This is a genomic window from Sphingobium sp. TomTYG72 (genome assembly GCF_055394715.1).
Genome location: NZ_AP027336.1, coordinates 1,121,274 through 1,140,612, shown reverse-complemented (window position 1 = coordinate 1,140,612; position 19,339 = coordinate 1,121,274). Strand labels below are relative to the sequence as shown.

22 protein-coding genes and 1 tRNA gene are annotated in these 19,339 nt (G+C 60.0%); 10 read left to right on the top strand and 13 right to left on the bottom strand.

The annotated features are described in order from the left end of the window. The first annotated feature begins 9 nt into the window (after positions 1 to 9). The gene (gene lspA / locus ACZ5U1_RS05830; protein WP_464779767.1) at positions 10 to 522 is read left to right on the top strand and encodes a signal peptidase II; all 513 of its coding nucleotides are present in this window, start codon (positions 10 to 12) and stop codon (positions 520 to 522) included. Further along, complete coding sequence (locus tag ACZ5U1_RS05825) at positions 522 to 935, top strand: DUF3035 domain-containing protein (protein WP_196226372.1); 414 nt, start codon at positions 522 to 524, stop codon at positions 933 to 935. Before lspA ends, ACZ5U1_RS05825 begins: the two co-directional genes overlap by 1 nt. 11 nt (positions 936 to 946) lie before the next feature. Here ACZ5U1_RS05825 and ACZ5U1_RS05820 read toward each other — a convergent pair whose 3' ends face one another. From ACZ5U1_RS05820 to ACZ5U1_RS05785, 8 genes are all read right to left on the bottom strand, one after another. Beyond that, the gene (locus ACZ5U1_RS05820) at positions 947 to 1,276 is read right to left on the bottom strand and encodes an ArsR/SmtB family transcription factor (RefSeq protein WP_464779766.1); all 330 of its coding nucleotides are present in this window, start codon (positions 1,274 to 1,276) and stop codon (positions 947 to 949) included. Then, complete coding sequence (locus tag ACZ5U1_RS05815; protein ID WP_464779765.1) at positions 1,263 to 1,718, bottom strand: SRPBCC family protein; 456 nt, start codon at positions 1,716 to 1,718, stop codon at positions 1,263 to 1,265. Before ACZ5U1_RS05815 ends, ACZ5U1_RS05820 begins: the two co-directional genes overlap by 14 nt. A 62-nt stretch (positions 1,719 to 1,780) precedes the next feature. Beyond that, complete coding sequence (gene dxs / locus ACZ5U1_RS05810; protein WP_464779764.1) at positions 1,781 to 3,715, bottom strand: 1-deoxy-D-xylulose-5-phosphate synthase; 1,935 nt, start codon at positions 3,713 to 3,715, stop codon at positions 1,781 to 1,783. 49 nt (positions 3,716 to 3,764) lie between these two features. Further along, positions 3,765 to 4,229: a Fur family transcriptional regulator gene (locus tag ACZ5U1_RS05805; RefSeq protein WP_464779763.1), complete on the bottom strand. Its 465-nt coding sequence runs from the start codon at positions 4,227 to 4,229 to the stop codon at positions 3,765 to 3,767. Between the two features lie 46 nt (positions 4,230 to 4,275). After that, positions 4,276 to 4,602, bottom strand: a complete 327-nt coding sequence (locus tag ACZ5U1_RS05800) for a DUF423 domain-containing protein (protein WP_464779762.1) — start codon at positions 4,600 to 4,602, stop codon at positions 4,276 to 4,278. Beyond that, complete coding sequence (locus tag ACZ5U1_RS05795) at positions 4,599 to 6,419, bottom strand: cation:proton antiporter domain-containing protein (RefSeq protein ID WP_464779761.1); 1,821 nt, start codon at positions 6,417 to 6,419, stop codon at positions 4,599 to 4,601. Before ACZ5U1_RS05795 ends, ACZ5U1_RS05800 begins: the two co-directional genes overlap by 4 nt. Further along, a complete protein-coding gene (locus ACZ5U1_RS05790) occupies positions 6,419 to 6,841 on the bottom strand; it encodes an iron-sulfur cluster assembly scaffold protein (RefSeq protein ID WP_464779760.1) in 423 nt (140 codons plus the stop codon). Before ACZ5U1_RS05790 ends, ACZ5U1_RS05795 begins: the two co-directional genes overlap by 1 nt. 105 nt (positions 6,842 to 6,946) lie before the next feature. Continuing rightward, positions 6,947 to 9,007, bottom strand: coding sequence for a transglycosylase domain-containing protein (locus tag ACZ5U1_RS05785; protein WP_464779759.1), 2,061 nt, complete (start codon positions 9,005 to 9,007; stop codon positions 6,947 to 6,949). 108 nt (positions 9,008 to 9,115) lie between these two features. Here ACZ5U1_RS05785 and ACZ5U1_RS05780 point away from each other — a divergent pair, with 108 nt between their 5' ends. After that, positions 9,116 to 9,298 carry a hypothetical protein gene (locus tag ACZ5U1_RS05780; RefSeq protein WP_464779758.1) on the top strand — a complete coding sequence of 61 codons (183 nt, stop codon included), beginning with the start codon at positions 9,116 to 9,118 and terminating at the stop codon, positions 9,296 to 9,298. Between the two features lie 11 nt (positions 9,299 to 9,309). Here the strand turns inward: ACZ5U1_RS05780 and ACZ5U1_RS05775 are convergent, their stop codons facing one another. Then, positions 9,310 to 10,605 carry an MFS transporter gene (locus ACZ5U1_RS05775; RefSeq protein ID WP_464779757.1) on the bottom strand — a complete coding sequence of 432 codons (1,296 nt, stop codon included), beginning with the start codon at positions 10,603 to 10,605 and terminating at the stop codon, positions 9,310 to 9,312. Between the two features lie 146 nt (positions 10,606 to 10,751). Here ACZ5U1_RS05775 and pgsA point away from each other — a divergent pair, with 146 nt between their 5' ends. From pgsA to ACZ5U1_RS05760, 3 genes are read left to right on the top strand one after another with little or no spacing between them, the layout of a single operon-like run. Beyond that, positions 10,752 to 11,315 carry a CDP-diacylglycerol--glycerol-3-phosphate 3-phosphatidyltransferase gene (gene pgsA / locus ACZ5U1_RS05770; RefSeq protein ID WP_460987868.1) on the top strand — a complete coding sequence of 188 codons (564 nt, stop codon included), beginning with the start codon at positions 10,752 to 10,754 and terminating at the stop codon, positions 11,313 to 11,315. Positions 11,316 to 11,318: 3 nt separating this feature from the next. Beyond that, positions 11,319 to 11,579: a MoaD/ThiS family protein gene (locus ACZ5U1_RS05765; RefSeq protein WP_464779756.1), complete on the top strand. Its 261-nt coding sequence runs from the start codon at positions 11,319 to 11,321 to the stop codon at positions 11,577 to 11,579. Then, the gene (locus ACZ5U1_RS05760; protein WP_464779755.1) at positions 11,576 to 12,019 is read left to right on the top strand and encodes a molybdenum cofactor biosynthesis protein MoaE; all 444 of its coding nucleotides are present in this window, start codon (positions 11,576 to 11,578) and stop codon (positions 12,017 to 12,019) included. The genes ACZ5U1_RS05765 and ACZ5U1_RS05760 overlap by 4 nt, the downstream gene beginning before the upstream one ends. 3 nt (positions 12,020 to 12,022) lie before the next feature. Here ACZ5U1_RS05760 and ACZ5U1_RS05755 read toward each other — a convergent pair whose 3' ends face one another. Both ACZ5U1_RS05755 and ACZ5U1_RS05750 read right to left on the bottom strand, forming a co-directional pair. Next, positions 12,023 to 12,949 carry a hydrogen peroxide-inducible genes activator gene (locus ACZ5U1_RS05755; RefSeq protein WP_464779754.1) on the bottom strand — a complete coding sequence of 309 codons (927 nt, stop codon included), beginning with the start codon at positions 12,947 to 12,949 and terminating at the stop codon, positions 12,023 to 12,025. Positions 12,950 to 12,988: 39 nt separating this feature from the next. Next, complete coding sequence (locus tag ACZ5U1_RS05750; protein WP_464779753.1) at positions 12,989 to 13,762, bottom strand: sulfite exporter TauE/SafE family protein; 774 nt, start codon at positions 13,760 to 13,762, stop codon at positions 12,989 to 12,991. Positions 13,763 to 13,918: 156 nt separating this feature from the next. Between ACZ5U1_RS05750 and epsC the strand changes: the two genes are divergently transcribed. The 3 genes from epsC (at position 13,919) to ACZ5U1_RS05735 (ending at position 16,021) form a co-directional block, all read left to right on the top strand. Continuing rightward, complete coding sequence (gene epsC / locus ACZ5U1_RS05745) at positions 13,919 to 14,641, top strand: serine O-acetyltransferase EpsC (protein WP_464779752.1); 723 nt, start codon at positions 13,919 to 13,921, stop codon at positions 14,639 to 14,641. After that, on the top strand, positions 14,641 to 14,985 hold the full coding sequence (locus ACZ5U1_RS05740; protein WP_464779751.1) for a DUF2794 domain-containing protein: 345 nt from the start codon (positions 14,641 to 14,643) through the stop codon (positions 14,983 to 14,985). Before epsC ends, ACZ5U1_RS05740 begins: the two co-directional genes overlap by 1 nt. 91 nt (positions 14,986 to 15,076) lie before the next feature. After that, positions 15,077 to 16,021, top strand: a complete 945-nt coding sequence (locus ACZ5U1_RS05735; RefSeq protein WP_464779750.1) for an NAD(P)H-dependent flavin oxidoreductase — start codon at positions 15,077 to 15,079, stop codon at positions 16,019 to 16,021. On the opposite strand, the gene ACZ5U1_RS05730 is transcribed toward ACZ5U1_RS05735, so the two are convergent. Together ACZ5U1_RS05730 and ACZ5U1_RS05725 are read right to left on the bottom strand one after the other, a co-directional pair. Then, positions 16,004 to 16,924 carry an alpha/beta fold hydrolase gene (locus ACZ5U1_RS05730; RefSeq protein WP_464779749.1) on the bottom strand — a complete coding sequence of 307 codons (921 nt, stop codon included), beginning with the start codon at positions 16,922 to 16,924 and terminating at the stop codon, positions 16,004 to 16,006. The genes ACZ5U1_RS05735 and ACZ5U1_RS05730 overlap by 18 nt on opposite strands. Positions 16,925 to 17,073: 149 nt before the next feature. Beyond that, the gene (locus tag ACZ5U1_RS05725; protein WP_464779748.1) at positions 17,074 to 19,038 is read right to left on the bottom strand and encodes a hybrid sensor histidine kinase/response regulator; all 1,965 of its coding nucleotides are present in this window, start codon (positions 19,036 to 19,038) and stop codon (positions 17,074 to 17,076) included. Between the two features lie 224 nt (positions 19,039 to 19,262). Between ACZ5U1_RS05725 and ACZ5U1_RS05720 the strand changes: the two genes are divergently transcribed. Beyond that, positions 19,263 to 19,336, top strand: a tRNA-Gly gene (locus ACZ5U1_RS05720). The last annotated feature ends 3 nt before the right edge of the window (positions 19,337 to 19,339 follow it).

Sequence of the window (19,339 nt, the reverse complement as noted above, 5' to 3'; positions counted from 1 at the left end):
GCACTGCTGATGGCACCAGTCAATCACCGGCCGCTCGGCCTGATCGTCGCGATCGTCACGCTCGCACTCGATCAATTGATCAAATACACTGTCACCTATCCGCTCGCGCTGAAAAGCCGCATGGATGAGGGGATCGAGATCCTGCCGATCTTCCGCCTGCGCTGGCTGGAGAATCGCGGTGTTTCGATGGGATTCTTCCATGCCGACACGGACATGATGCGCTGGGTCCTCGTTGGCATGACGATGCTGATCGCCGGCTTTGTCGGCGTGTGGATGTGGCGGGAAAAGGCCCGACAGGATGTGGCTGCCCTTGGATTGGTCCTTGGCGGCGCCATTGGAAATATCGTTGATCGTGTTCGCCTTGGCTATGTCGTCGATTATGCCGATCTGCACTTTGGCGAATGGCGGCCTTTCCTCATATTCAACCTGGCCGATGCCGCGATCACGATCGGCGTGCTGATCCTGCTTGCACGGGCGTTGCTGCTGCGCGAGAAGAGCGCAAAGACGGAGTCACTGAACTGATGCGTAAACTGATCCTCGCCGCTGGCTTGATTTCCATGCTGTCCGCCTGCGGTGGCGGCGGCGGCCTGTTTAACCGGGCTCGCCCCGATGAGTTCGCCGTCTCGCGTCAGGCGCCGCTGGTGATCCCGCCGGACTATGCGCTGGTCCCGCCTGCGCCGGGTACGCCCGCCGCTGCGTCGGTCGATTCGAGCCGTGCTGCCATGGAAACCATGTTCGGCGGTCCTGCTCAGCGTAGCGCGGCTGAAAGCGCGGCGTTGAGCGAAGCAGGCCGTGCCAATGCTGCGGCCGGTATCCGCTCCTCCGTGGGCGATCCGGGCACGGAAGTCGTCGACAAGGGCGCCGCGACCCGCGAAATCATCGCCGCGCCGGAAGGTGATGGGCAGGATGCCCGCGCCGCGATCCCGCAGCAGTAAGGTAGTACGAACTAGGGCTGGCTCTCGACGTAGTTCTTGAGCCTGCCCAGGGTCTCGTCCCACTGACTTGAGACTTGAGCAAGCCAATCCCGCGCGTCCTCGATCGCCTCAGGTTCCAGAGTAAAAAGCACCTCACGCCCGGATCGCGTGCGGCGCACCAGTCCCGCGCCCAGCAGGACGTCGAGATGCTTCGCGACCGCTTGACGGCTGATTGGCAGGCCCTCACCTAGTTGCGCGATCGATCGTTCCGCCCCATCGGAAAGCCGCCCAATCAACCCTAAGCGTGTGGCATCACCCAGTGCGGCAAACAGCTGCGCAGGTGCTTCTTCAACCTTCGACATATTTTTGGATATTCTTCACCTGCTCTGCCCAACCACCGTCGTTGGAGCGCATGACATTGCCCCTGCGCGGCTCAGGCACCTTGTCAAACCCGCTTTCCGTGACCGTCAGCAACGTGCCGCTGCCAGCGGGTTCAAGCAGAAACTCAACCAATGTCCATTCCGGCACTGGTACGCCGCTGTCCATCAACTGCTTGTCATCGCCAGTCGCAGGCCATTCAAAGGCGAAGCGCCTCATGGGCTCGATTGCAACGACCCGTGCTTCCCAGCGATATTCTTCAAAACCGGGATAGGTCATATGCCCTGTCGACGCCTGACCCGCGACAAAAGGCTGGTCCAGAGCTACCTGGAACCAGGCGCCGAACTTTTCATGGTCGATCAGCGCATCCCAAACTCGCTCCACGGGCGCGGCGATTTCGATGTGTTTCCTGATTGAATCCACCATATAAGCAACCTCCGGGTTGCTTATAGGCGCTTTGCTTGCAGATATGCAACCATTTGGTTGCTTTATGCCCGGGCTTCTGTCGCTATCCCGGCGCTGTTATGCCGTAACGCCGTCAGTACGGTGTCGATGATCGCCGCGGCATCGAGCCGCGCGTCTGCATATTGTAGTTCTGGCTTGTCCTGGTCCTGGAAAACATCCGGCAGGCGCAGGGTTCGCAGCTTCAAGCCATTGTCGATCAGCCCCAGATCACTCGCCAGCGTCAGCACATGGGCGCCCAAGCCCCCGATGGCGCCTTCTTCGATCGTCACGGCAACTTCGTGCGTGGTGAGCAGGCGACGGATCATCGTTTCGTCCAATGGCTTGGCGAAGCGCAAATCCGCTACAGTGGTGGACAGGCCCTTCGCTTCCAGCGCTTCAGCGGCGCGCAGCGCTTCCTCCAGACGGGTGCCGAGCGACAATATGGCGACCTGTCGGCCGTCCCGGACGATTCGTCCCTTGCCGATCTCCAGCTTCTCGGGCGCCGCCGGTAACGGCACGCCCACGCCATTGCCACGTGGATAACGGACGGCGATCGGCCCGCTGTCATGAACGGCGCAGGTGTGGACCATATGCACCAGCTCTGCTTCGTCGGAAGCCGCCATGACGACCATATTGGGAAGCGTGGCGAGGTAGGTGATGTCGAAGCTGCCCGCATGAGTCGAACCGTCTGCACCCACCAGCCCGGCCCGATCGATGGCAAAGCGCACCGGGAGATTCTGGATCGCGACATCATGCACGACCTGATCATAGGCGCGCTGGAGAAAGGTCGAATAGATCGCGCAGAAAGGCCGCATGCCTTGCGCCGCAAGCCCGGCGGCGAAGGTCACCGCATGCTGTTCGGCAATTCCGACGTCGAACGAGCGTTCAGGGAAGGCCTCCGCGAACTTGTCGAGACCCGTGCCCGACGGCATGGCGGCGGTAATCGCGCAGATAGTGCTGTCGCGCCGGGCTTCGGCGACCAAGGCGTTGGCAAACACCGCAGTATAGCTGGGCGGCCCCGGAGGTGCCTTTGCCTGCGCCCCGGTGATGACGTCGAACTTTTGGACGCCATGATATTTGTCTGCTGCTGCTTCCGCTGGAGCGTAGCCTTTGCCTTTCTGGGTCACGACATGAACGAGGCACGGCCCTTCAGCGGCATCGCGGACATTTTCCAGAACGGGTATCAGCTGATCGAGATTATGGCCGTCGACAGGGCCGACATAGTAGAAGCCGAGTTCCTCGAACAGGGTGCCACCCATCGCCATGCCGCGAGCAAACTCATCGGTTTTGCGGGCGGCATTGTGGAGAGGGCGGGGCAATTTGCGTGCGAGCCGTTTGGCAAGGTCGCGCAGGCCGAGAAATTCGCGGCTCGATACCAGGCGAGCGAGGTAGGCGGAAAGGCCGCCCACCGGAGGTGCGATCGACATGTCATTGTCGTTCAGGATCACGATCAGCCTGTTTCCGGCCTCGCGCGCGTTGTTCATGGCCTCATACGCCATGCCCGCCGACATGGCGCCATCGCCGATCACTGCTATGCCCTTGCCCGGCTTCCCTGCGAGCTTGCTGGCAACGGCAAAACCCAGTGCCGCGCTGATGGATGTCGAACTATGAGCGGCGCCGAAGGGGTCATATTCGCTCTCGGCCCGTTTGGTGAAGCCCGAAAGGCCGCCGCCCTGGCGAAGGGTTCGGATGCGGTCGCGCCGACCGGTCAGCACCTTATGCGGATAGCATTGGTGGCCGACATCCCAGACCAGCTTGTCATTGGGAGTGTCGAAAACATAATGGATAGCGGTCGTCAGTTCGACCACTCCCAGCCCTGATCCCAGGTGGCCGCCAGTCACCCCGACGGCAGAAATCACTTCCTGCCGGAGTTCATCGGCAAGCTGAGGCAGTTGCTCGGGCTTGAGCGTGCGCAGATCTGCGGGCCAGGTGACCTGGTCGAGCAGCGGCGTTGTGGGACTGTCATTCATTAAAGGCATAGACTCCCAAGCGCGCTAGGCCGTTCCTGATCAAAGCGCAACGCCTGCTTCACGCCACGCACTTGGCGCAGGTTCCGAGTATCTCGATCACGGGCCGTTCTGCCCGGAATCCTTGATGTTCCGCCACGGCGCGAACGTCGCTCGTCACGACGTCATTATCGATATGCGTTGCTTCCTTGCAGTTACGGCAGACGAGGAAGATGCAATCGTGATGGCAGCCCGGATGGGCGTTGGCGATATAGGCATTCGCGCTTTCCACGCGCATGGCGATGTTGTTCGCCACGAACAGGTCGAGGATACGATAGACGCTGTTCGGTGCCACGCGCTTTCCCCGAACCTTCGAAACGCTGTCGGCAATATCATAGGCCGACGTCGGCTTTTCTTCGGCAGCGAGCGCATCGAATATCGCAGCACGCATGGGCGTCCACTGCTCGTTCTGAGCTTCCAGCGCGTTGCGGGCTGCGTCGGCCAGGCTTGCGCCGGTTGGTTCGTGATGATGATGGTGTTCGGCCATATGGGTCAATCTATGCGTGGGCGGGTTTGGGGGCAAGGGCGGCCTGTCAGCCGCGCCAATAGGCCCAAGCCGTCCACAACCACCCCGCAATCATCAACGTGCCACCAATAGGCGTCACGGCGCCCAGCCAACGCGGACCTCCCATGGCCATGGCATAGAGGGTGAATGCAAAGATCGCGGCGCCCACCAGAAGCAGCGACGCCGGGCCGCGTGCGCCATTGGCCAGCGTCAGCGCGGCAACCGCGTGGATCAACTGGTATAAGCCGCCAGTTCGCAACCATTCGGCCGCTTCATGGCTGGATGCGCCATGGGCACCGAAAGCGCCAGCAGCGATGGCGAGCGCTGCTGAAAGCGAGGCCAGGACCGGGATCATGCGTTTTCCTCTTCTTCACCCCGAGCCATCAGGCGCATCCGCCTGCCGGGCCTGAACATCAGCTCCTTGGCGGCCAGCAACGTTCCTTGCTCCCCCTGGACCGTCAGCCGCTGATCATCATTTTCGCGATATTTGCGTTCAACCTCTTCTATTTCCGCCTGTGGCACGCCCAGCGTGTCCATCGCCTGGATCCCCATGCAAATGGCGGATTCGAAAACCTCGCGGACAATCCCTGCAAGATCCATATCCTTCAACGCGAGCAACTGCCTCCGGTCGAAGGCGCGGACAAGCAGGGCTGCCTGCGGGAATGCCTCGGCAATAGGTTCCAGCACACGGCTGTCCAGCGACGGATCGTCATGGCAGAACGCGATCAAGCGGGCTTCTTCGGCTCCGGAGCGGCGGAGCAAATCGATTCGCGTGCCGTCGCCATAATAGACCTTCATGTCGAACCGGCTCGACACCTCGATCTGGGCGGGCTTCTTGTCGATCAGCACGACCTCGAACCCGTGCCCCATCAGCATCTGGGCGACAGTTTGTCCGAAACGCCCATAGCCCACGATGATCGCAGTTCCGCGCGTTGCCTCGTCCGGGCCAGCGGGATTTCGTTGACCTTTCGGCTGGGCGAACTCCAACCTTCGGGCAAAAAGCATGAGAAATGGCGTCGTGGCCATGGAAAAGGTCACAATCGCGCTGAACAGGCTCGCGCCTTGAGGAGCTATCAAAAGGGCGTTTTGCGCCTGGGCGAAAAGAACAAAGCCGAATTCGCCGCCCTGGCTGAGCAACAGGCCCGCACCGATCGCTTGGGTCCATTCCATGCCGAATAGCCGGGCAAGGCCGGTGATCAGCAACGCCTTTGTCACGACGAGCATCGCTGCCATGCCGATGACGAATAGGGGGTTTGCCGCGACGGCATGCAGGTCCAGCACCATCCCGACCGCGAGGAAGAACAGGCCCAGCAGGATCGACCGGAATGGTTCTACATCCGCTTCTATTTCATGCCGGTAGGGGGAGTCGGCCAGCATCACGCCTGCGACGAATGCGCCCAGCGCGGTGGACAGGTGAAGCGCATGCATGAGGGCAGCAGCGGCAAGAACCGTGAACAAGCCGACTGCCACGAACAATTCACGCTCGCCCAACCGTCCCACTAGCTGAAGCAGAGGGCGAAGGATGAAACGACCAGCCAGTACCAGTCCGGCGATGGCAGCAACCGTATAGCCCGCAAGCTGGATGCCGGGAGGGCCTCCAACGTCTGCAGGGTTGCGTGACAATGCCGCCACAATGGTGATCAGCGGGACGATCGACAAATCCTGAAAAAGTAGGATTGAAAAGACTTTCTCACCAAAAGGAGAGTTGATGCGTCCACTGCTTTTAAGGCTGGGCAGAACCTGTGCCGTGGAAGACAGTGCCAAGGGGAGGCCGAGCGCAATAGCGGCGCCCCAGGTGAAGCCGGTCGAAAAATAGATGATCGCGGTCAAAGCCAAACCGCACATCACCACTTGGGCAAGGCCGAGGGCGAAGATGTCTCGCTTCAATCGCCAGAGCCGCGCCGGATGCAGTTCAAGGCCGACGAGGAAAAGCAACAGGACAATGCCGATTTCGGCAATCGCCAGCTTCGATTCCGCTCCGCCTACAAGGCCAAGACCTTGCGGGCCGACCAACGCACCGGCAACCAGATAGCCCAGTACCGCACCAAGGCCGAAACGGCGAAACAGCATGACGAACAGCACCGCCGCCCCCAGCAGGATTACGCCTTCGGACAGCAGGAGGTCGGTTGCGTTAAGGGGCGCGTGCGCCGCCGCAGCAGGGGGAGTAGGCATCAGGCCTCCGCCGCGCGTGCGGCTTCCGCTACCGCTTCGAAGCTCAGCCGGATGGAGGCGTGACGCGCCGGATATCCACGGGCGGGAGCGAGGACGGTTAACCCCGGCCAGAAATTCAGATCATCGCCTTCGCCAGCGAGATAGGCGGTCAGCTTGTCACGAGCGGTCTCGAGTTCGGCTGCTGTCAGGCCAATTGCTTGAGCCGACATAAGCGCAGCCGAAGCCTGGCCGAGTGCGCAGGCTTTGACGTCCAGACCTAGCTCGACCAGCTTTCCACCTTCCATTCTTACATCTGCTGTCACTCGCGATCCGCAAGTGGGCGATCGTTTTTCTACGGTCGCCTGCGGTTGTGCCAGTCGCCGATGATGCGGGATACCGGCGGCTAGGCGCAATATGTCCTTGTTGTAGAGGGGGGCGCTCATGCTTCCCCTTTAGGACAGCTAGGGCGCCTGAGAAAGGCCGCAGACATCATCGGTAGATTATTCGCAGCTTGGCATGCCGCCAGCCGAGTTCAGGCGTCGATCACGTCAAGGTTCCTGGCCTTCATCGGTCGGCTGTGTCGGCACGATCCGCGGCGGCGGCGTAGCGGGGACGGCGGGGAAGGGTGGCGCTTCCGGCTGGCCGATGGGCAGGCGCAGTTGGTTGGGGCCTATGTTGACCGACACTCCGTCCTCATCGACACCCAGGCTCATATTGCCCAGGCCTCCTTCCACTGTCACATTCGCGATCGCGTTGACTAGGTCGCTATCCTGTTGTTCGGGGGGTGTTTCGACAGGTTCGTTGATCGCATCGGCCATGAAGTTCCGCCAGATGCGCGCAGGCACACCGCCACCTGCCGCGCCGCCTGGAAGCGGGGAGTTATCATCATTGCCGATCCAGACGGCCGTCACCAGCCCACCGGCATAACCGACGAAGATCGCGTCACGGCTGTCTTGGGTGGTTCCCGTCTTACCGAATGTGCTGGTGCGAAGTGCCGCTGCGCTGCCCGTTCCCCGGTTTGCGGCCGACGACAACAGATCGCGGATCATCTCAAGCTGATCCTGGCTGAAGTGACGCTGACGGCTCATCAGGCGGCCGAACCACCCCTGTTCTTCGGGAGGCAGGCCGTGGGCGATGACGGGATAGGCACCCGCAGCTACGGTGGCATAAGCCTGCGCGAGCTGGATGAGGGGAATTTCGGACGTGCCCAACGCAAGGCTGAGATCTTCTGTCAGCGGTGCCGTGATGCCCAGGTCGCGCGCCACCTTTATGACAGCATCGACGCCCACCTTTTGTGTCAATCTGACTGCCGCCACGTTGCTCGACGCCGCGAATGCCTGACGCAAGGTGATGCGCCCGCGATATTTACCGCCGTGGTTGGCGGGCCGATAGGTCCCGCTGGTGATCGGCGTGTCCTCGATGAAATCCTCTGGTGTCATCCCGGATCGGAATGCTGCCAGATATACGAACAGCTTGAAGGTCGATCCGGGCTGCCGCTTTGCCTGCACGGCCCGGTTGAAGCTGCTCGCGCGATAATTTTTGCCGCCGACCATGGCTACAACGCTGCCGTCGGGCTTCATCGCCACCAGAGCTGCTTCGGCTCGACCCAGAGGCGCTCGGCGAATTGCGGCTTCGGCCAGGCGCTGGACCCGCCAGTCGAGCGTGGTTGGAACAGTCTGCGCCCCATAAACCGCGCCCGCGCGGTCACGCGCCTCGGGCAGTACCCAGTCGGCGAAATAGGTGCCGGTCGTCGGATCGGGCGTTTCGCGCACGTCCAGCCGCGCTGGGCGCAGCCCGTTGCGTTCGGCCTTGCTGATATAGCCAGCGTCCACCATAGCCTGCGTCACCAGGGCGGCGCGCTCCCGTGCTCCTTTCAGGTTCGTGGTCGGCGCGAGGCGAGAGGGCGCCTTGAGCAATCCCGCGAGCATCGCGGCCTGCGGAATAGTGAGCCGTTCGGGCTGGCGGCTGAAATAGTGCAGCGAAGCCGCGCGCAATCCGTAGACATTGTCGCCGAAATAGACGTTCGACAGATAACGTTCGAAAATCTGATCCTTGGTCAGCCATGCTTCCAGCCAGAAGGCAATCAGCGCCTCCCGCGCTTTTCGTCCGAAAGTTCGGTCGCTGGAAAGGAACACACCCTTGGCAAGCTGCTGGGTGATGGTGCTCCCTCCCTGCGATGACCCGTCCGACCATAGATTGTGCCAGGCGGCTCGTATTATTCCTCGCGGATCGACGCCCCAGTGGCTGTAAAAGCGCCTGTCTTCGATCGCCATGAAAGCTTGAGGCACATGTTTGGGCAGATCTGCCATCGAAACGGGGCGATCGATTATCGCGCCGCGACGGGCGATGAGATGACCGTCGGCGGACATGAGGCTGACGCTAGGCGGCGCGATTGGCTTCAACGACCGTGAAAGCGGCGCGGTGACTGCCAGCCAGGCGATCACGAGCATCAGCAGTGCGAGCAGTCCAGCGACGATCCATCCCGTGACATGCAGCCGCCTTCGCCATGGTGTGGATGGAACGAAGGCGCTGGGTGGCCCTGCTCCGAACTCGCGGGGTGGCTGATCGGGCTGAGGCGCGGGGAGGGGATCTTTCATTGGCTCCAGCATGCTGTATTGTCAGATTGATACAGTCAATAGCGTCCTGTCGCGGGACACTCTCGGGTTAACCACGATAATGGGTGGCCGAAATGGTGAATCAGGCGTTAACTCGATGCTATGCGAACGCGTCCGCTTATCCTTACGAACGAAGCTGCCCGTCATCCCTTTCGTCAGCGGCTGCCTCGTCATGTCCTGAAGGTGAAGGACGCTTCGGCCCCTGCCTCGGATGAGAGTGACTGGAAGCTGTTTGTTCTCAGCTTCTGCGCATTTTTTACGGCTTTCTACAGCTTCATCTTCTGATTCGGGGGTCCTCAGTCGCAGGCTTTGTGAAGCGTCCATGCGATCCAGGCGCAGGGGAGGCATAATGCCGCCACTAGCAAAAGCTGGTCGATCACAGACATGCCTGCGATGCTGAGGCCAATCGCAAAAAATGATCCCAGAACCATGGCCCCTGAATTGACGATGTTGTTTGCGGCTACGGTGCGGGCAGCTTCGCACTTTTCGACCGTCGTCGTAAGGAATGCATAAAGCGGGACCACGAACATGCCGCCGAATGTCGCCACACCAAGCAGGCATGCCGATAATGCTAGCGCCAGAGGATGGGCAAGAAAGCCCTTGAGCGAAAGCATCGCGCCGCTTTCGTCGGGTGTCCATAGATCGCACACAATGTGAAACGCTACGATGCAGAGACCCATGCCAATGACGGATGCGGGTGCGTAACGCGCCGACACATGTCCCTGCAGCAGCCGGTTGATCGCGATCGACCCAATCGCGATACCCACGGAAAAAATCGCGAGGAACAGGCTGGCCACCGACTTATCCGCTGCAAGCACATTTTTAACGAGCGGCGGGAACTGGATGAACAGGATTGAGCCGACGGCCCAGAACACGCTGATTGCCATGATGGCCAGATAGAGGCGCCGGATATGCATTGTACCCCGCACCAGCGCGATCGACGACCGGATGATGTGGAAGTCGATCGGCTGCCGTTCAAGCAATGAAGGCGCGGGCGGCACTTCCCGGCCCGCCACATAGCCGATCGCTGCTGTCAGGACGATGCCGATGGCTGCGACCTCCACGGGAATGAGGCCCGCCAGGATCGTTCCGGCAAGGATGGCAATATAAGTTCCGGCCTCTACCAGACCGGTGCCGCCAAGCACTTCGTCGTCATGCAGGTGCTGAGGCAGGATGGCGTATTTGATCGGGCCGAAGAAGGTGGAATGGACGCCCATCGCAAAGAGTGCGCAGAGCAACAGCGGAATGGCCACGCCATGGATCGCTATGCCGCTCCAGATCAGCCCCAGGCCCATGGCGCCAATCAGCATAATGGCGATCTCGGCCGCCTTTACATAGCGTATGATGACGGCCTTGTCCCGCTGATCGGCGAGTTGGCCTGACAGTGCGGACAGAAGGAAAAATGGCAGGATGAATATGCCCGTCGCCAACGCGCTGAACCAGGTTTCCGACCGTTCGTCATTATAGACGCTGTACACGACGAACAGCACCATCGCATTTTTGAACAGGTTGTCGTTGAAGGCCCCGAGCAGTTGAGTGATGAAAAGCGGCAGGAAACGTCGCTTGTTAAGGAGCCTGAGGGAGGCTTGCATAGGCAAGAAGGTCTTCTTCGCTGTGGACGAGCGGAGCGGGGTCTAGCGGCTGCCGCGTCGGCTGTCCAACGCATCCGAATGAGAAGTGATCATGCCCGTCATCACGGCTGCTTGTGCAACGCGGCGGACTGTGGCAGTCCGCCGCCATGCTGACGCTCCCCAATCTGCTGACGCTTTCGCGGATATTGACCGTCCCGCTGCTTGTCGCGTTGCTCTGGCCCGCAGAGGTCGGTGCTCGCTGGACGACGGGCTATGCCTTTGCCTTCGGGCTTTATTGCTTGATGGGCATCACGGACTATTTCGACGGCTATTTGGCGCGAGCCCAAGGGACCGTTTCGAAACTTGGCGTCTTTCTGGATCCCATCGCCGACAAGATCATGGTTGGCGCAGTCATCCTGATGTTGGCCGCCACTCGGGACATCGCGGGTATTCACATCGCTGCCGCCATGATCATTCTGTTGCGCGAAATCGCCGTGTCGGGGCTGCGTGAATTTCTGGCGGGTCTTCAGGTTTCGGTGCCGGTGTCCCGCCTGGCCAAGTGGAAAACCACTTTTCAGCTGATAGCTCTCGGAGCCCTGATCCTGGCGGGGGCGGTGCCTGCATTCCCCTTGGTTCAGTTGCTGGGCATCGTGACCCTCTGGGCCGCCGCTATTCTGACTTTGATCACCGGTTGGGACTATCTGCGGGTCGGTATCAAGCATATGGACTGATGCGTGGATAAACTTGAAATCCTCTATTTCGCCTGGGTCCGAGAAATCATCGGCTGCGATGGTGAACAGGTCGACCGGCCCGCCGCCGATATGAGTGTCGCAAATTTGATCGCGCAGCTTGCGGAACGGGGAGGCTGCTATGCTGAAGCTTTGGGTGATACGGGGCGGCTGCGCGCGGCGTTGGATCAGCGCTTTGTGCCACTCGACACATTGATCGGAAAGGCGAAAGAACTCGCGATCTTTCCGCCGGTCACTGGCGGATGAAGCGTGTTGCCATCCAGATTGAGGATTTCGACGTGGGCGCCGAGCTGGCTAGGCTGGAAGCCGCCGGAGGCGGCGCTGTTGCCAGTTTCACGGGGATCGTGCGCGGCGACAACGCGCTGGTTTCGCTCGAGCTTCAGCATTATCCAGCGATGACGGCCTCTCAGGTCGAGCGAATAGTCGACGAAGCGACCGCACGTTGGCCGCTTTTGGCCGTGCGCGTCATCCATCGCTTTGGACGGCTCAAGCCAGGGGAGCATATCGTTTTTGTCGGCACGGCATCGCGACATAGGGCGGCCGCGCTGGAGAGTAGCGCCTTTCTGATCGACTGGCTGAAGTCTGATGCGCCCTTCTGGAAGAAGGAGCATTTTGCCGATGGGGCGACCGCCTGGGTGGAGGCGCGCGTTGAGGATGAGGCGAAGGCGCGCGATTGGACCCGCTGAAGATTAGGCGGCTTCGCTGGATTGCGGCAAATCGGCAGCATCGCGCAGAAGCTCGGCGAGCAGGCGGAATTCCTTTTCCCTCGGACTATTCTTGCGCCAGACCAAAGCAATGTCACGGTGCGACCGGTCGGATCGCAGAGGCCGTACAGCGATCTGAGTGTGATCCAATATACCGCCCGTAATGGCCATTTCCGGCATGATCGTCATACCGAGGCCATTATCGACCATCTGAACCAGCGTATGCAAGGATGTGCCCATCATCATTGCACTCGAACGGATTTCCGGACGGTTGCATGCCGCGAGCGCATGATCCTTCAGGCAGTGCCCGTCTTCCAGCAGAAGCAGCTTTGTCTCATCGATCATGTCAGGCGCCACCCACTCGGGCGGGTCGCGGGGATCGTCTTGAGGGAATGCGACATATAGCCGGTCCTGGAACAGCAGTTCGCTGTCCAACTCGCCGGTGGGAAAGGGCAGGGCAAGGAGGACGCAGTCCACGTTGCCGTGACGAAGTGACTCGATCGCCGTCTGCGTCGTCTCCTCCCGAAGGTAAAGCTTGAGTTCGGGCCTGTCCGCTCTCAGGCGGGGGAGCAGGCGAGGCAGCAGGAAAGGCGCGATCGTCGGGATGACGCTCATGCGCAACTCGCCGGTGAGTGGCTTGCCCGAGGCTTCGGCGATAGCCGCAAGTTCCTCCGCTTCGCGCAGAACGCGATGCGCTTTCTCCACGATACGGTCCCCCAGAGCCGTGAAGCGCACCACCCTTCGCGTCCGTTCAACCAGCGTCACGCCGATCAGCGATTCCAGTTCGCGGATACCCGCCGAAAGCGTTGATTGCGTGACATAGCAGCTGTCGGCTGCCTTGCCGAAATGCCCGTGCTGCTTCAGTGCAACAAGATATTGCAGCTGTTTCAGCGTGGGCATGTAACTCGACATCGATCGCCTTTCTCGATTAGAAAGCCGAAGATAAGAGCGTCAGCCGATATATCCAAGCCATTTGGCTACGCCGAACAGGGATGTGAGCGTCAGGATTGTACCAACCGCTGTGAACAGCATGCGAGGTGCGACGTGACGGGCAAGCATTGCGCCAAAGGGTGCCGCTATTATGCCTCCGAGCAACAGACCGACGGTGTAGGTCGTGAAAGCCTCCCAGCCCAGATGGAGCATGAAGGTGAGGCTGATCGCCAGCGTCAGCACGAACTCGACGGTGTTGACCGTGCCGATCGTATGACGAGGACTGGAGCCTTGGATTAGGAGGTTCGAGGTGACGATCGGCCCCCAGCCGCCGCCGCCCGAGGCGTCCATGAAACCGCCGACGAGGCCAAGCGGCGCCACCCACTTCGGGTCTCGTGGATGAGGTGGCAGATGAAAGCCGCGCCAGATCAGATAAACGCCAATTGCGGTCAGATAGAGTTGAACGAAGGGCTTGATCACTGATCCATCAATGTTCGAAAGAATGTAGGCTCCTGTCACGCCGCCAATGACGCCGGGAATGATGAGGCGTGAAAATAGCCGCCAATCCACGTTCCGGTGGGCGATGTGGCTTATGGCCGAGACAGCGGTCGTGAAAGTTTCCGCGGCGTGTACGCTGGCGGATGCCCGGCTGGGCGGCACGCCCAATGCAAGAAGCAGGGTGCTGGAAATCACGCCGTACGCCATTCCCAAAGCCCCATCGATCATTTGGGCTCCGAAACCGATCAGGATAAAGGGTAGAAGTTCGCTGATATGAGCGAGAACGGGATCGGTCATTCAAAGGCCCCTGTTGATTGTCTACCGCATTGCTTGGTATATCATAGCTCTCCAAGAAACATTCTGTTTTATGGTCAGAAGCCGAAATAGCCACACATCTGGAAAATGGATTGTCGCAGGCCTATGTAATAGCCTTCGGTTTTCAGGGGCCGCTGCATGCTGCGCAATCTTATTGGTTATTTGGACTCGGTCAAATCGCGTGACCCGGCTCCGCGCTCGCGGGCTGAAATCCTCCTGTATCCGGGGGTGTGGGCTCTTGGGTTTCATCGCGTTGCGCACAGGCTCTACGGCCTTCGGCTCTATTTCATGGCGCGCGCGGTCAATCATTTTTCCCGCTTTCTCACCGGCAACGACATCCATCCCGGTGCACGCATCGGCAAGCGGTTCTTCATTGACCATGGCTTCACGGTAATTGGTGAAACGGCTGAAATCGGTGACGATGTCACTCTTTATCAGAATGTGACACTTGGCGGCACCGATCCCGCGAACGGCATTGCAGGCAAGCGGCACCCGACCTTGGCCGATGGAGTTATCGTTGGATCGGGCGCTCAGGTGCTTGGCCCTGTATATGTCGGTGCGCGTGCGCGCGTGGGCGCTAACGCAGTGGTCACGAAAAATGTGCCCGATGGCGCAACCATGGTCGGTATTCCGGCTCGGCAAATGGTTGTCGATGTCACCGCTTATCAGCGCGAGTTCCTGCCCTATGGCACGCCTTGTAGCGATTGCCATGATCCGGAAAAATATAAGCTGGAACAGCTTCAGCAAGAAATCGAGCAGTTGCAGAAGCGTCTGGCAGAGCTGCTGGAGCAGCGGCAGGAAGGGGCTCATGAACCCCGTGATGATGATATCCCCTTGTTCCAGGAGCGTGGTCGCGCCTGATGAGCAATGTGACCCCGTTCCCATCTCCAGCTAATCTGGCGGGGCAGACGGGGTTCGACCGATTGGAATTGCAGCGCATCATGGACCTTTACGGCCGGATGGTGTCGGCTGGGCATTGGCGTGACTATGCGATTGATCTTGGCCATGACGCAGCTGTTTTCTCTGCCTTTCGCCGAGCCGCCGAACGCCCGGAATATCGCATCGAGAAGCGACCTTCGCTCCGTCACCGGCAAGGAATGTGGGCGCTGATCGGGGAGGCCGGGGGCATCCTAAAACGAGGTGCTGAACTTCAGGGCATTCTCGCGCCCGTTGAGCGCAGATTGCTTAAGATTGTGCGGGATTAGCGCTGTTTCTGATTGCGAGTGTCCGATATCGCGAAGACCAAAGGTGGCCGCCGATAAAGGTTCCAGAGCCAACCACGAATAAGGCCGATTGATGACTTTGCCGAAGCTGCTTGAAGATCGTCTATCCCTGCCGCTGATAGCGTCTCCGATGTTTATCGTTTCTCGGCCCGCGCTTGTAATCGCTCAATGTCGCGCTGGCATCGTGGGCTCGTTCCCTTCGCTCAACGCACGGCCTTCAGGCGTGTTCGAAGAGTGGCTTCAACTTCTCCACCGGGAACTGACTGAGGATGACGCGCCTTTCGCGGTCAACCTTATCGTTCACAAGACGAATGCCCGGTTGGAAGAGGACCTTGCTCTCTGCGTCAAATATCGTGTCCCGATCGTGATTACCTCGCTGGGCGCTCGCCCCGACGTCAACGACGCGGTCCACAGTTATGGCGGGCTTGTGCTCCACGACGTCATCAACAATATGTTCGCCAGGAAGGCGATCGAAAAGGGAGCAGATGGCCTGATTGCGGTTGCTGCGGGGGCCGGGGGCCATGCTGGCACATTGTCGCCGTTCGCGCTGGTGGAAGAAATCCGCGCATGGTTTGACGGCCCTTTGATCCTGTCAGGTGCGATCGCAACCGGCCGAGCGATTGCGGCTGCCCGTATGATGGGGGCTGATCTGGCTTATATGGGCTCTGCCTTCATCGCGACTGAAGAAGCGAACGCTGACCCCGAATATAAGCAGATGATCGTAGATAGCAGCGCGGCCGACATCGTCTATTCGGATCACTTCACGGGCGTTCATGGCAATTATCTGAGACCGAGCATTACGGCAGCCGGATTGGACCCCGACAAGCTGGCGAATGCCGCCGACATGGATATCGCCGCCATGGCCGAGGATGAGAAAAAGGCCTGGCGCGACATTTGGGGGGCGGGCCAAGGCATAGGCGCGGTCGATAAAATTCAGCCCGCCGCTTCTTTCATAGAGCAATTGAAGGCGCAGTATCTTGATGCCATTGCATCCTTCCAATCAAAGGAAGGCGCGTAGTTCTGCAAGGAATACGTCAAACTGGTCGTGGTGCAGCCAGTGTCCGGCTTCGCCAAATTCTACCAGTCGCGCATCACGGAAGTGCGCTGCCCTGCCGTCATTCACCGGATTCGATGCCCAACTGTCCAGACCCAAGCAAAGGAGTACTGGGCAGTGAACTCGCGACCAGAACTGCGGTAGATCATCCCCAACCATGTCTTGCGGCGGCGTTTGACGAAGATAGGGATCGAACTTCCAATCATAGCTGCCATCTTCATTTTGGTTCACGCCATGAACCGTCAGATGCAGCGCTTGTTCTCCTGACAGGTGGTCGTTCCGTTCTCGCATGCGCGCGACTGCCGCCTCGAGCGTCGGATAGTGACGCGGCTGCTTGCGAGCGCTCGCGCGGCGCTGCTCGATCCATTCGCGCCAGCGATCGGGTGCGGGATGGGCTGCCTTGTCCTTAAGCCTCTCCGGGGAAAGGCCCAGCCCCTCGATCGCGACCAGACGGTCGACGCGCTCCGGGAAGAGCCCCGCATAGCGCAAGGCGATAGATCCGCCCAACGAATGGCCCACCAGCACAACCTTGTCCCGCCCCACCTGCTCCACAAGCTGGGCGAGGTCGTAGACGAAGTCCGCCATCAAATAGGTGCCCTCGGTAGACCAGGCGCTGTCGCCATGGCCCCGAAGATCAGGCGCCACGACATGGAAGTCACGCGCGAGTGCTCGCGCGGTCCAATCCCAGCTGCGCGCATGATCCAGGGCGCCATGCACCAGGATCAATGTGGGAGCGGAGCGGTTTCCCCAATCGACATAATGCAGGCGAGTACGCAGTGAAGTGAAGAAATGGGATGTCGGGCTTAGGGTGGCGACGTTGTCCGGACATTCGCCAAGCGGACTGGCAAAATTGGGGGTGATATTCATGTCCTCGGGCGCACTCCGCGGTTCTGGACGGCCAGCATCATAACTTAATCATTATAGCAGCATTTTTGAGAAAATAGATGGTGATAGTGAGCGGGGTGCCCGCCCTTAGCGTACCAAAGTGGGAGACGCTGAAGAAATGATTGGGTCGATCAAAAGCCTTCTGATCGCCCAAACGGAATTACCCGGTCAGCGGCCCGATCATGATGAGCCAAGGCCACCATGCGTGCCAGATCGGCCTGTTTGAATGGCTTGTCGAGCCTCAGCCGTTTTGTGGCGCCAGGGGGCAGTTCGGCATATCCCGTGATGATGATGACGGGCAGGTCGGGATGGCTTTCAGTCAGGGCATCTGCCAGTTGCGCTCCCGTCATATGGGGCATTGCGTGGTCGGTGATGACAAGATCAACGTCACCCTCGGTTAACATCCGTAGAGCATCCGCTCCGGACCCTGCCTGAAACACGGTATGTCCCAATTCCTCGAGCATGCCCGCCGTGTTTGTGAGAACCAAGTCATCGTCATCGACTGCCAATATGACGAGCGGTTGATCTGTGGGCTCAACGATGGTCGGGCTTTGGCGCTCGTCCTCTTCCGCGTCAATCTCATCAGCGGCCACTGGAAGCCAGAGCGAGACAGTCGAGCCCTGTCCCGGCTCGCTTGAGATGATCAGCGACCCGCCGCACTGCTCGGCAAAGCCGTGGACCATGGAAAGGCCGAGGCCAGTGCCCTTGCCTACGCCTTTGGTGGTGAAGAACGGCTCACGAGCCCGGGCGAGGGTATGTTCATCCATGCCTTCCCCTTCGTCGATGACCGAAAGACGGACATAATGACCACAGGGCAAATCAGGCCGTTGTTCCGCCGTAAGATAAGCCTCGGCACCTTCGACAATGATCCGGCCGCCGCCCGGCATCGCATCGCGAGCGTTTACAGCAAGGTTTAGCAGCGCCAGTTCCAGCTGCGCCGGGTCAGCATGCGCGGCGCTGAGGGATAGGGGGAAACGGGTCTCGATCGTGACGGTCGAGCCCAAGGTCGATTTCAGCAGCCCGGCCATGTTTCGTACTAGGGCGATGCAATCGATGCTGGCCAGTTTCAACTCCTGACGCCGGGCAAAGGCCAGCATGCGCTGGGTCAAGATGGCCCCGCGATCGGCCGCCGTCATCGCATTGTCGATATAGCGCGAGATGTCGGCTCCGGTTTGCAGCCGCTGCCTTGCAAGGTCCAGGCTTCCCATGATGACAGCGAGCAGGTTGTTGAAATCATGAGCGACCCCGCCCGTCAGCTTGCCGATCGCGTCCATTTTCTGCGACTGAAAAATGGCTTCGCGCGCTTCTTCCAGTGCCAGTTGAGTTTCCCGCCGCTCGGTCAGATCGCGCGTGATCTTGGCAAAGCCTATGAGGTGGCCCATGGGGTTGCGAATGGCGTCGATGACGACATTGGCCCAGAAGCGCGAGCCGTCCTTGCGAATGCGCCATCCTTCGGCTTCAAACCGCCCTTCTCGGGTCGCTGTTTCCAGAGCGCGGGAGGGTATCCCGGCCATACGGTCTTCATCTGAATAGAAGCGGGAGAAATTCTGGCCGAGTATCTCGTCTGCGGTGTATCCCTTGAATCGCTCTGCGCCCGCGTTCCAGCTTGTGATGGTGCCCACCGGGTCGAGCATATAAATCGCATAGTCCGTGACGCTTTCCACAAGCAGGCGGAAACGCTCCTCGCTCGCCCGTAGCGCCTCATCGGCCGCGCGCCGTTCCGTCAGGTCGCGCGTCACCTTGGCAAAGCCGATCAACTTTCCTGCGGAATCGCGGATCGGGTCGATGACGACGCTTGCCCAAAAGCGCCCGCCATCCTTGCGCACGCGCCATCCTTCGGCTTCGAACCGCCCTTCGTGCTCTGCTGTTTCGAGCGCAAGGGCAGGGATGCCCGCCGCCTGATCTTCCGGGGTGTAGAAGCGGGAGAAATGTTGGCCGACAATCTCTTCGGCCTCATATCCCTTGAACCGGCGCGCTCCTGCGTTCCAACTAACGATCGTGCCATTGGTTGAGAGCATGTAGATCGCGTAATCAGTAACGCTCTGGACAAGCAATTCGAAGCGGTTTCCAGAGTCCTCCGGCGCCGCCGTGTTCATAAGTTCCCCATTAAGTTATTGTATCTTCTGAAAACTGACAAACACCCCGAACGGTTCATCGTTCCGCTGGTGAACCGTCAATATGTCACTCAGCCCATATCGCTCTATTAACTAACGCATATTTTTGAGGGGCTTGGGGAGAAGAACCCATGCGGGGAGCTTTTTGGCGGGGCTGCGGGAGGTCGTTGACCTTCCCCGGATCAGCCGCTAATCCCGGCGGCGTTGCGGGTGTAGCTCAATGGTAGAGCTTTTGCTTCCCAAGCAAGTGACGAGGGTTCGATTCCCTTCACCCGCTCCATTT

Bases quoted from the DNA above. Each gene is read 5' to 3' on its own strand.
- lspA (WP_464779767.1), top strand. From the start codon at position 10: ATGGCACCAGTCAATCACCGGCCGCTCGGCCTGATCGTCGCGATCGTC.
- ACZ5U1_RS05825 (WP_196226372.1), top strand. From the start codon at position 522: ATGCGTAAACTGATCCTCGCCGCTGGCTTGATTTCCATGCTGTCCGCC.
- ACZ5U1_RS05820 (WP_464779766.1), bottom strand. From the start codon at position 1,276: ATGTCGAAGGTTGAAGAAGCACCTGCGCAGCTGTTTGCCGCACTGGGT.
- ACZ5U1_RS05815 (WP_464779765.1), bottom strand. From the start codon at position 1,718: ATGGTGGATTCAATCAGGAAACACATCGAAATCGCCGCGCCCGTGGAG.
- dxs (WP_464779764.1), bottom strand. From the start codon at position 3,715: ATGCCTTTAATGAATGACAGTCCCACAACGCCGCTGCTCGACCAGGTC.
- ACZ5U1_RS05805 (WP_464779763.1), bottom strand. From the start codon at position 4,229: ATGGCCGAACACCATCATCATCACGAACCAACCGGCGCAAGCCTGGCC.
- ACZ5U1_RS05800 (WP_464779762.1), bottom strand. From the start codon at position 4,602: ATGATCCCGGTCCTGGCCTCGCTTTCAGCAGCGCTCGCCATCGCTGCT.
- ACZ5U1_RS05795 (WP_464779761.1), bottom strand. From the start codon at position 6,419: ATGCCTACTCCCCCTGCTGCGGCGGCGCACGCGCCCCTTAACGCAACC.
- ACZ5U1_RS05790 (WP_464779760.1), bottom strand. From the start codon at position 6,841: ATGAGCGCCCCCCTCTACAACAAGGACATATTGCGCCTAGCCGCCGGT.
- ACZ5U1_RS05785 (WP_464779759.1), bottom strand. From the start codon at position 9,007: ATGCTGGAGCCAATGAAAGATCCCCTCCCCGCGCCTCAGCCCGATCAG.
- ACZ5U1_RS05780 (WP_464779758.1), top strand. From the start codon at position 9,116: ATGCGAACGCGTCCGCTTATCCTTACGAACGAAGCTGCCCGTCATCCC.
- ACZ5U1_RS05775 (WP_464779757.1), bottom strand. From the start codon at position 10,605: ATGCAAGCCTCCCTCAGGCTCCTTAACAAGCGACGTTTCCTGCCGCTT.
- pgsA (WP_460987868.1), top strand. From the start codon at position 10,752: ATGCTGACGCTCCCCAATCTGCTGACGCTTTCGCGGATATTGACCGTC.
- ACZ5U1_RS05760 (WP_464779755.1), top strand. From the start codon at position 11,576: ATGAAGCGTGTTGCCATCCAGATTGAGGATTTCGACGTGGGCGCCGAG.
- ACZ5U1_RS05755 (WP_464779754.1), bottom strand. From the start codon at position 12,949: ATGTCGAGTTACATGCCCACGCTGAAACAGCTGCAATATCTTGTTGCA.
- ACZ5U1_RS05750 (WP_464779753.1), bottom strand. From the start codon at position 13,762: ATGACCGATCCCGTTCTCGCTCATATCAGCGAACTTCTACCCTTTATC.
- epsC (WP_464779752.1), top strand. From the start codon at position 13,919: ATGCTGCGCAATCTTATTGGTTATTTGGACTCGGTCAAATCGCGTGAC.
- ACZ5U1_RS05740 (WP_464779751.1), top strand. From the start codon at position 14,641: ATGAGCAATGTGACCCCGTTCCCATCTCCAGCTAATCTGGCGGGGCAG.
- ACZ5U1_RS05735 (WP_464779750.1), top strand. From the start codon at position 15,077: ATGACTTTGCCGAAGCTGCTTGAAGATCGTCTATCCCTGCCGCTGATA.
- ACZ5U1_RS05730 (WP_464779749.1), bottom strand. From the start codon at position 16,924: ATGAATATCACCCCCAATTTTGCCAGTCCGCTTGGCGAATGTCCGGAC.
- ACZ5U1_RS05725 (WP_464779748.1), bottom strand. From the start codon at position 19,038: ATGAACACGGCGGCGCCGGAGGACTCTGGAAACCGCTTCGAATTGCTT.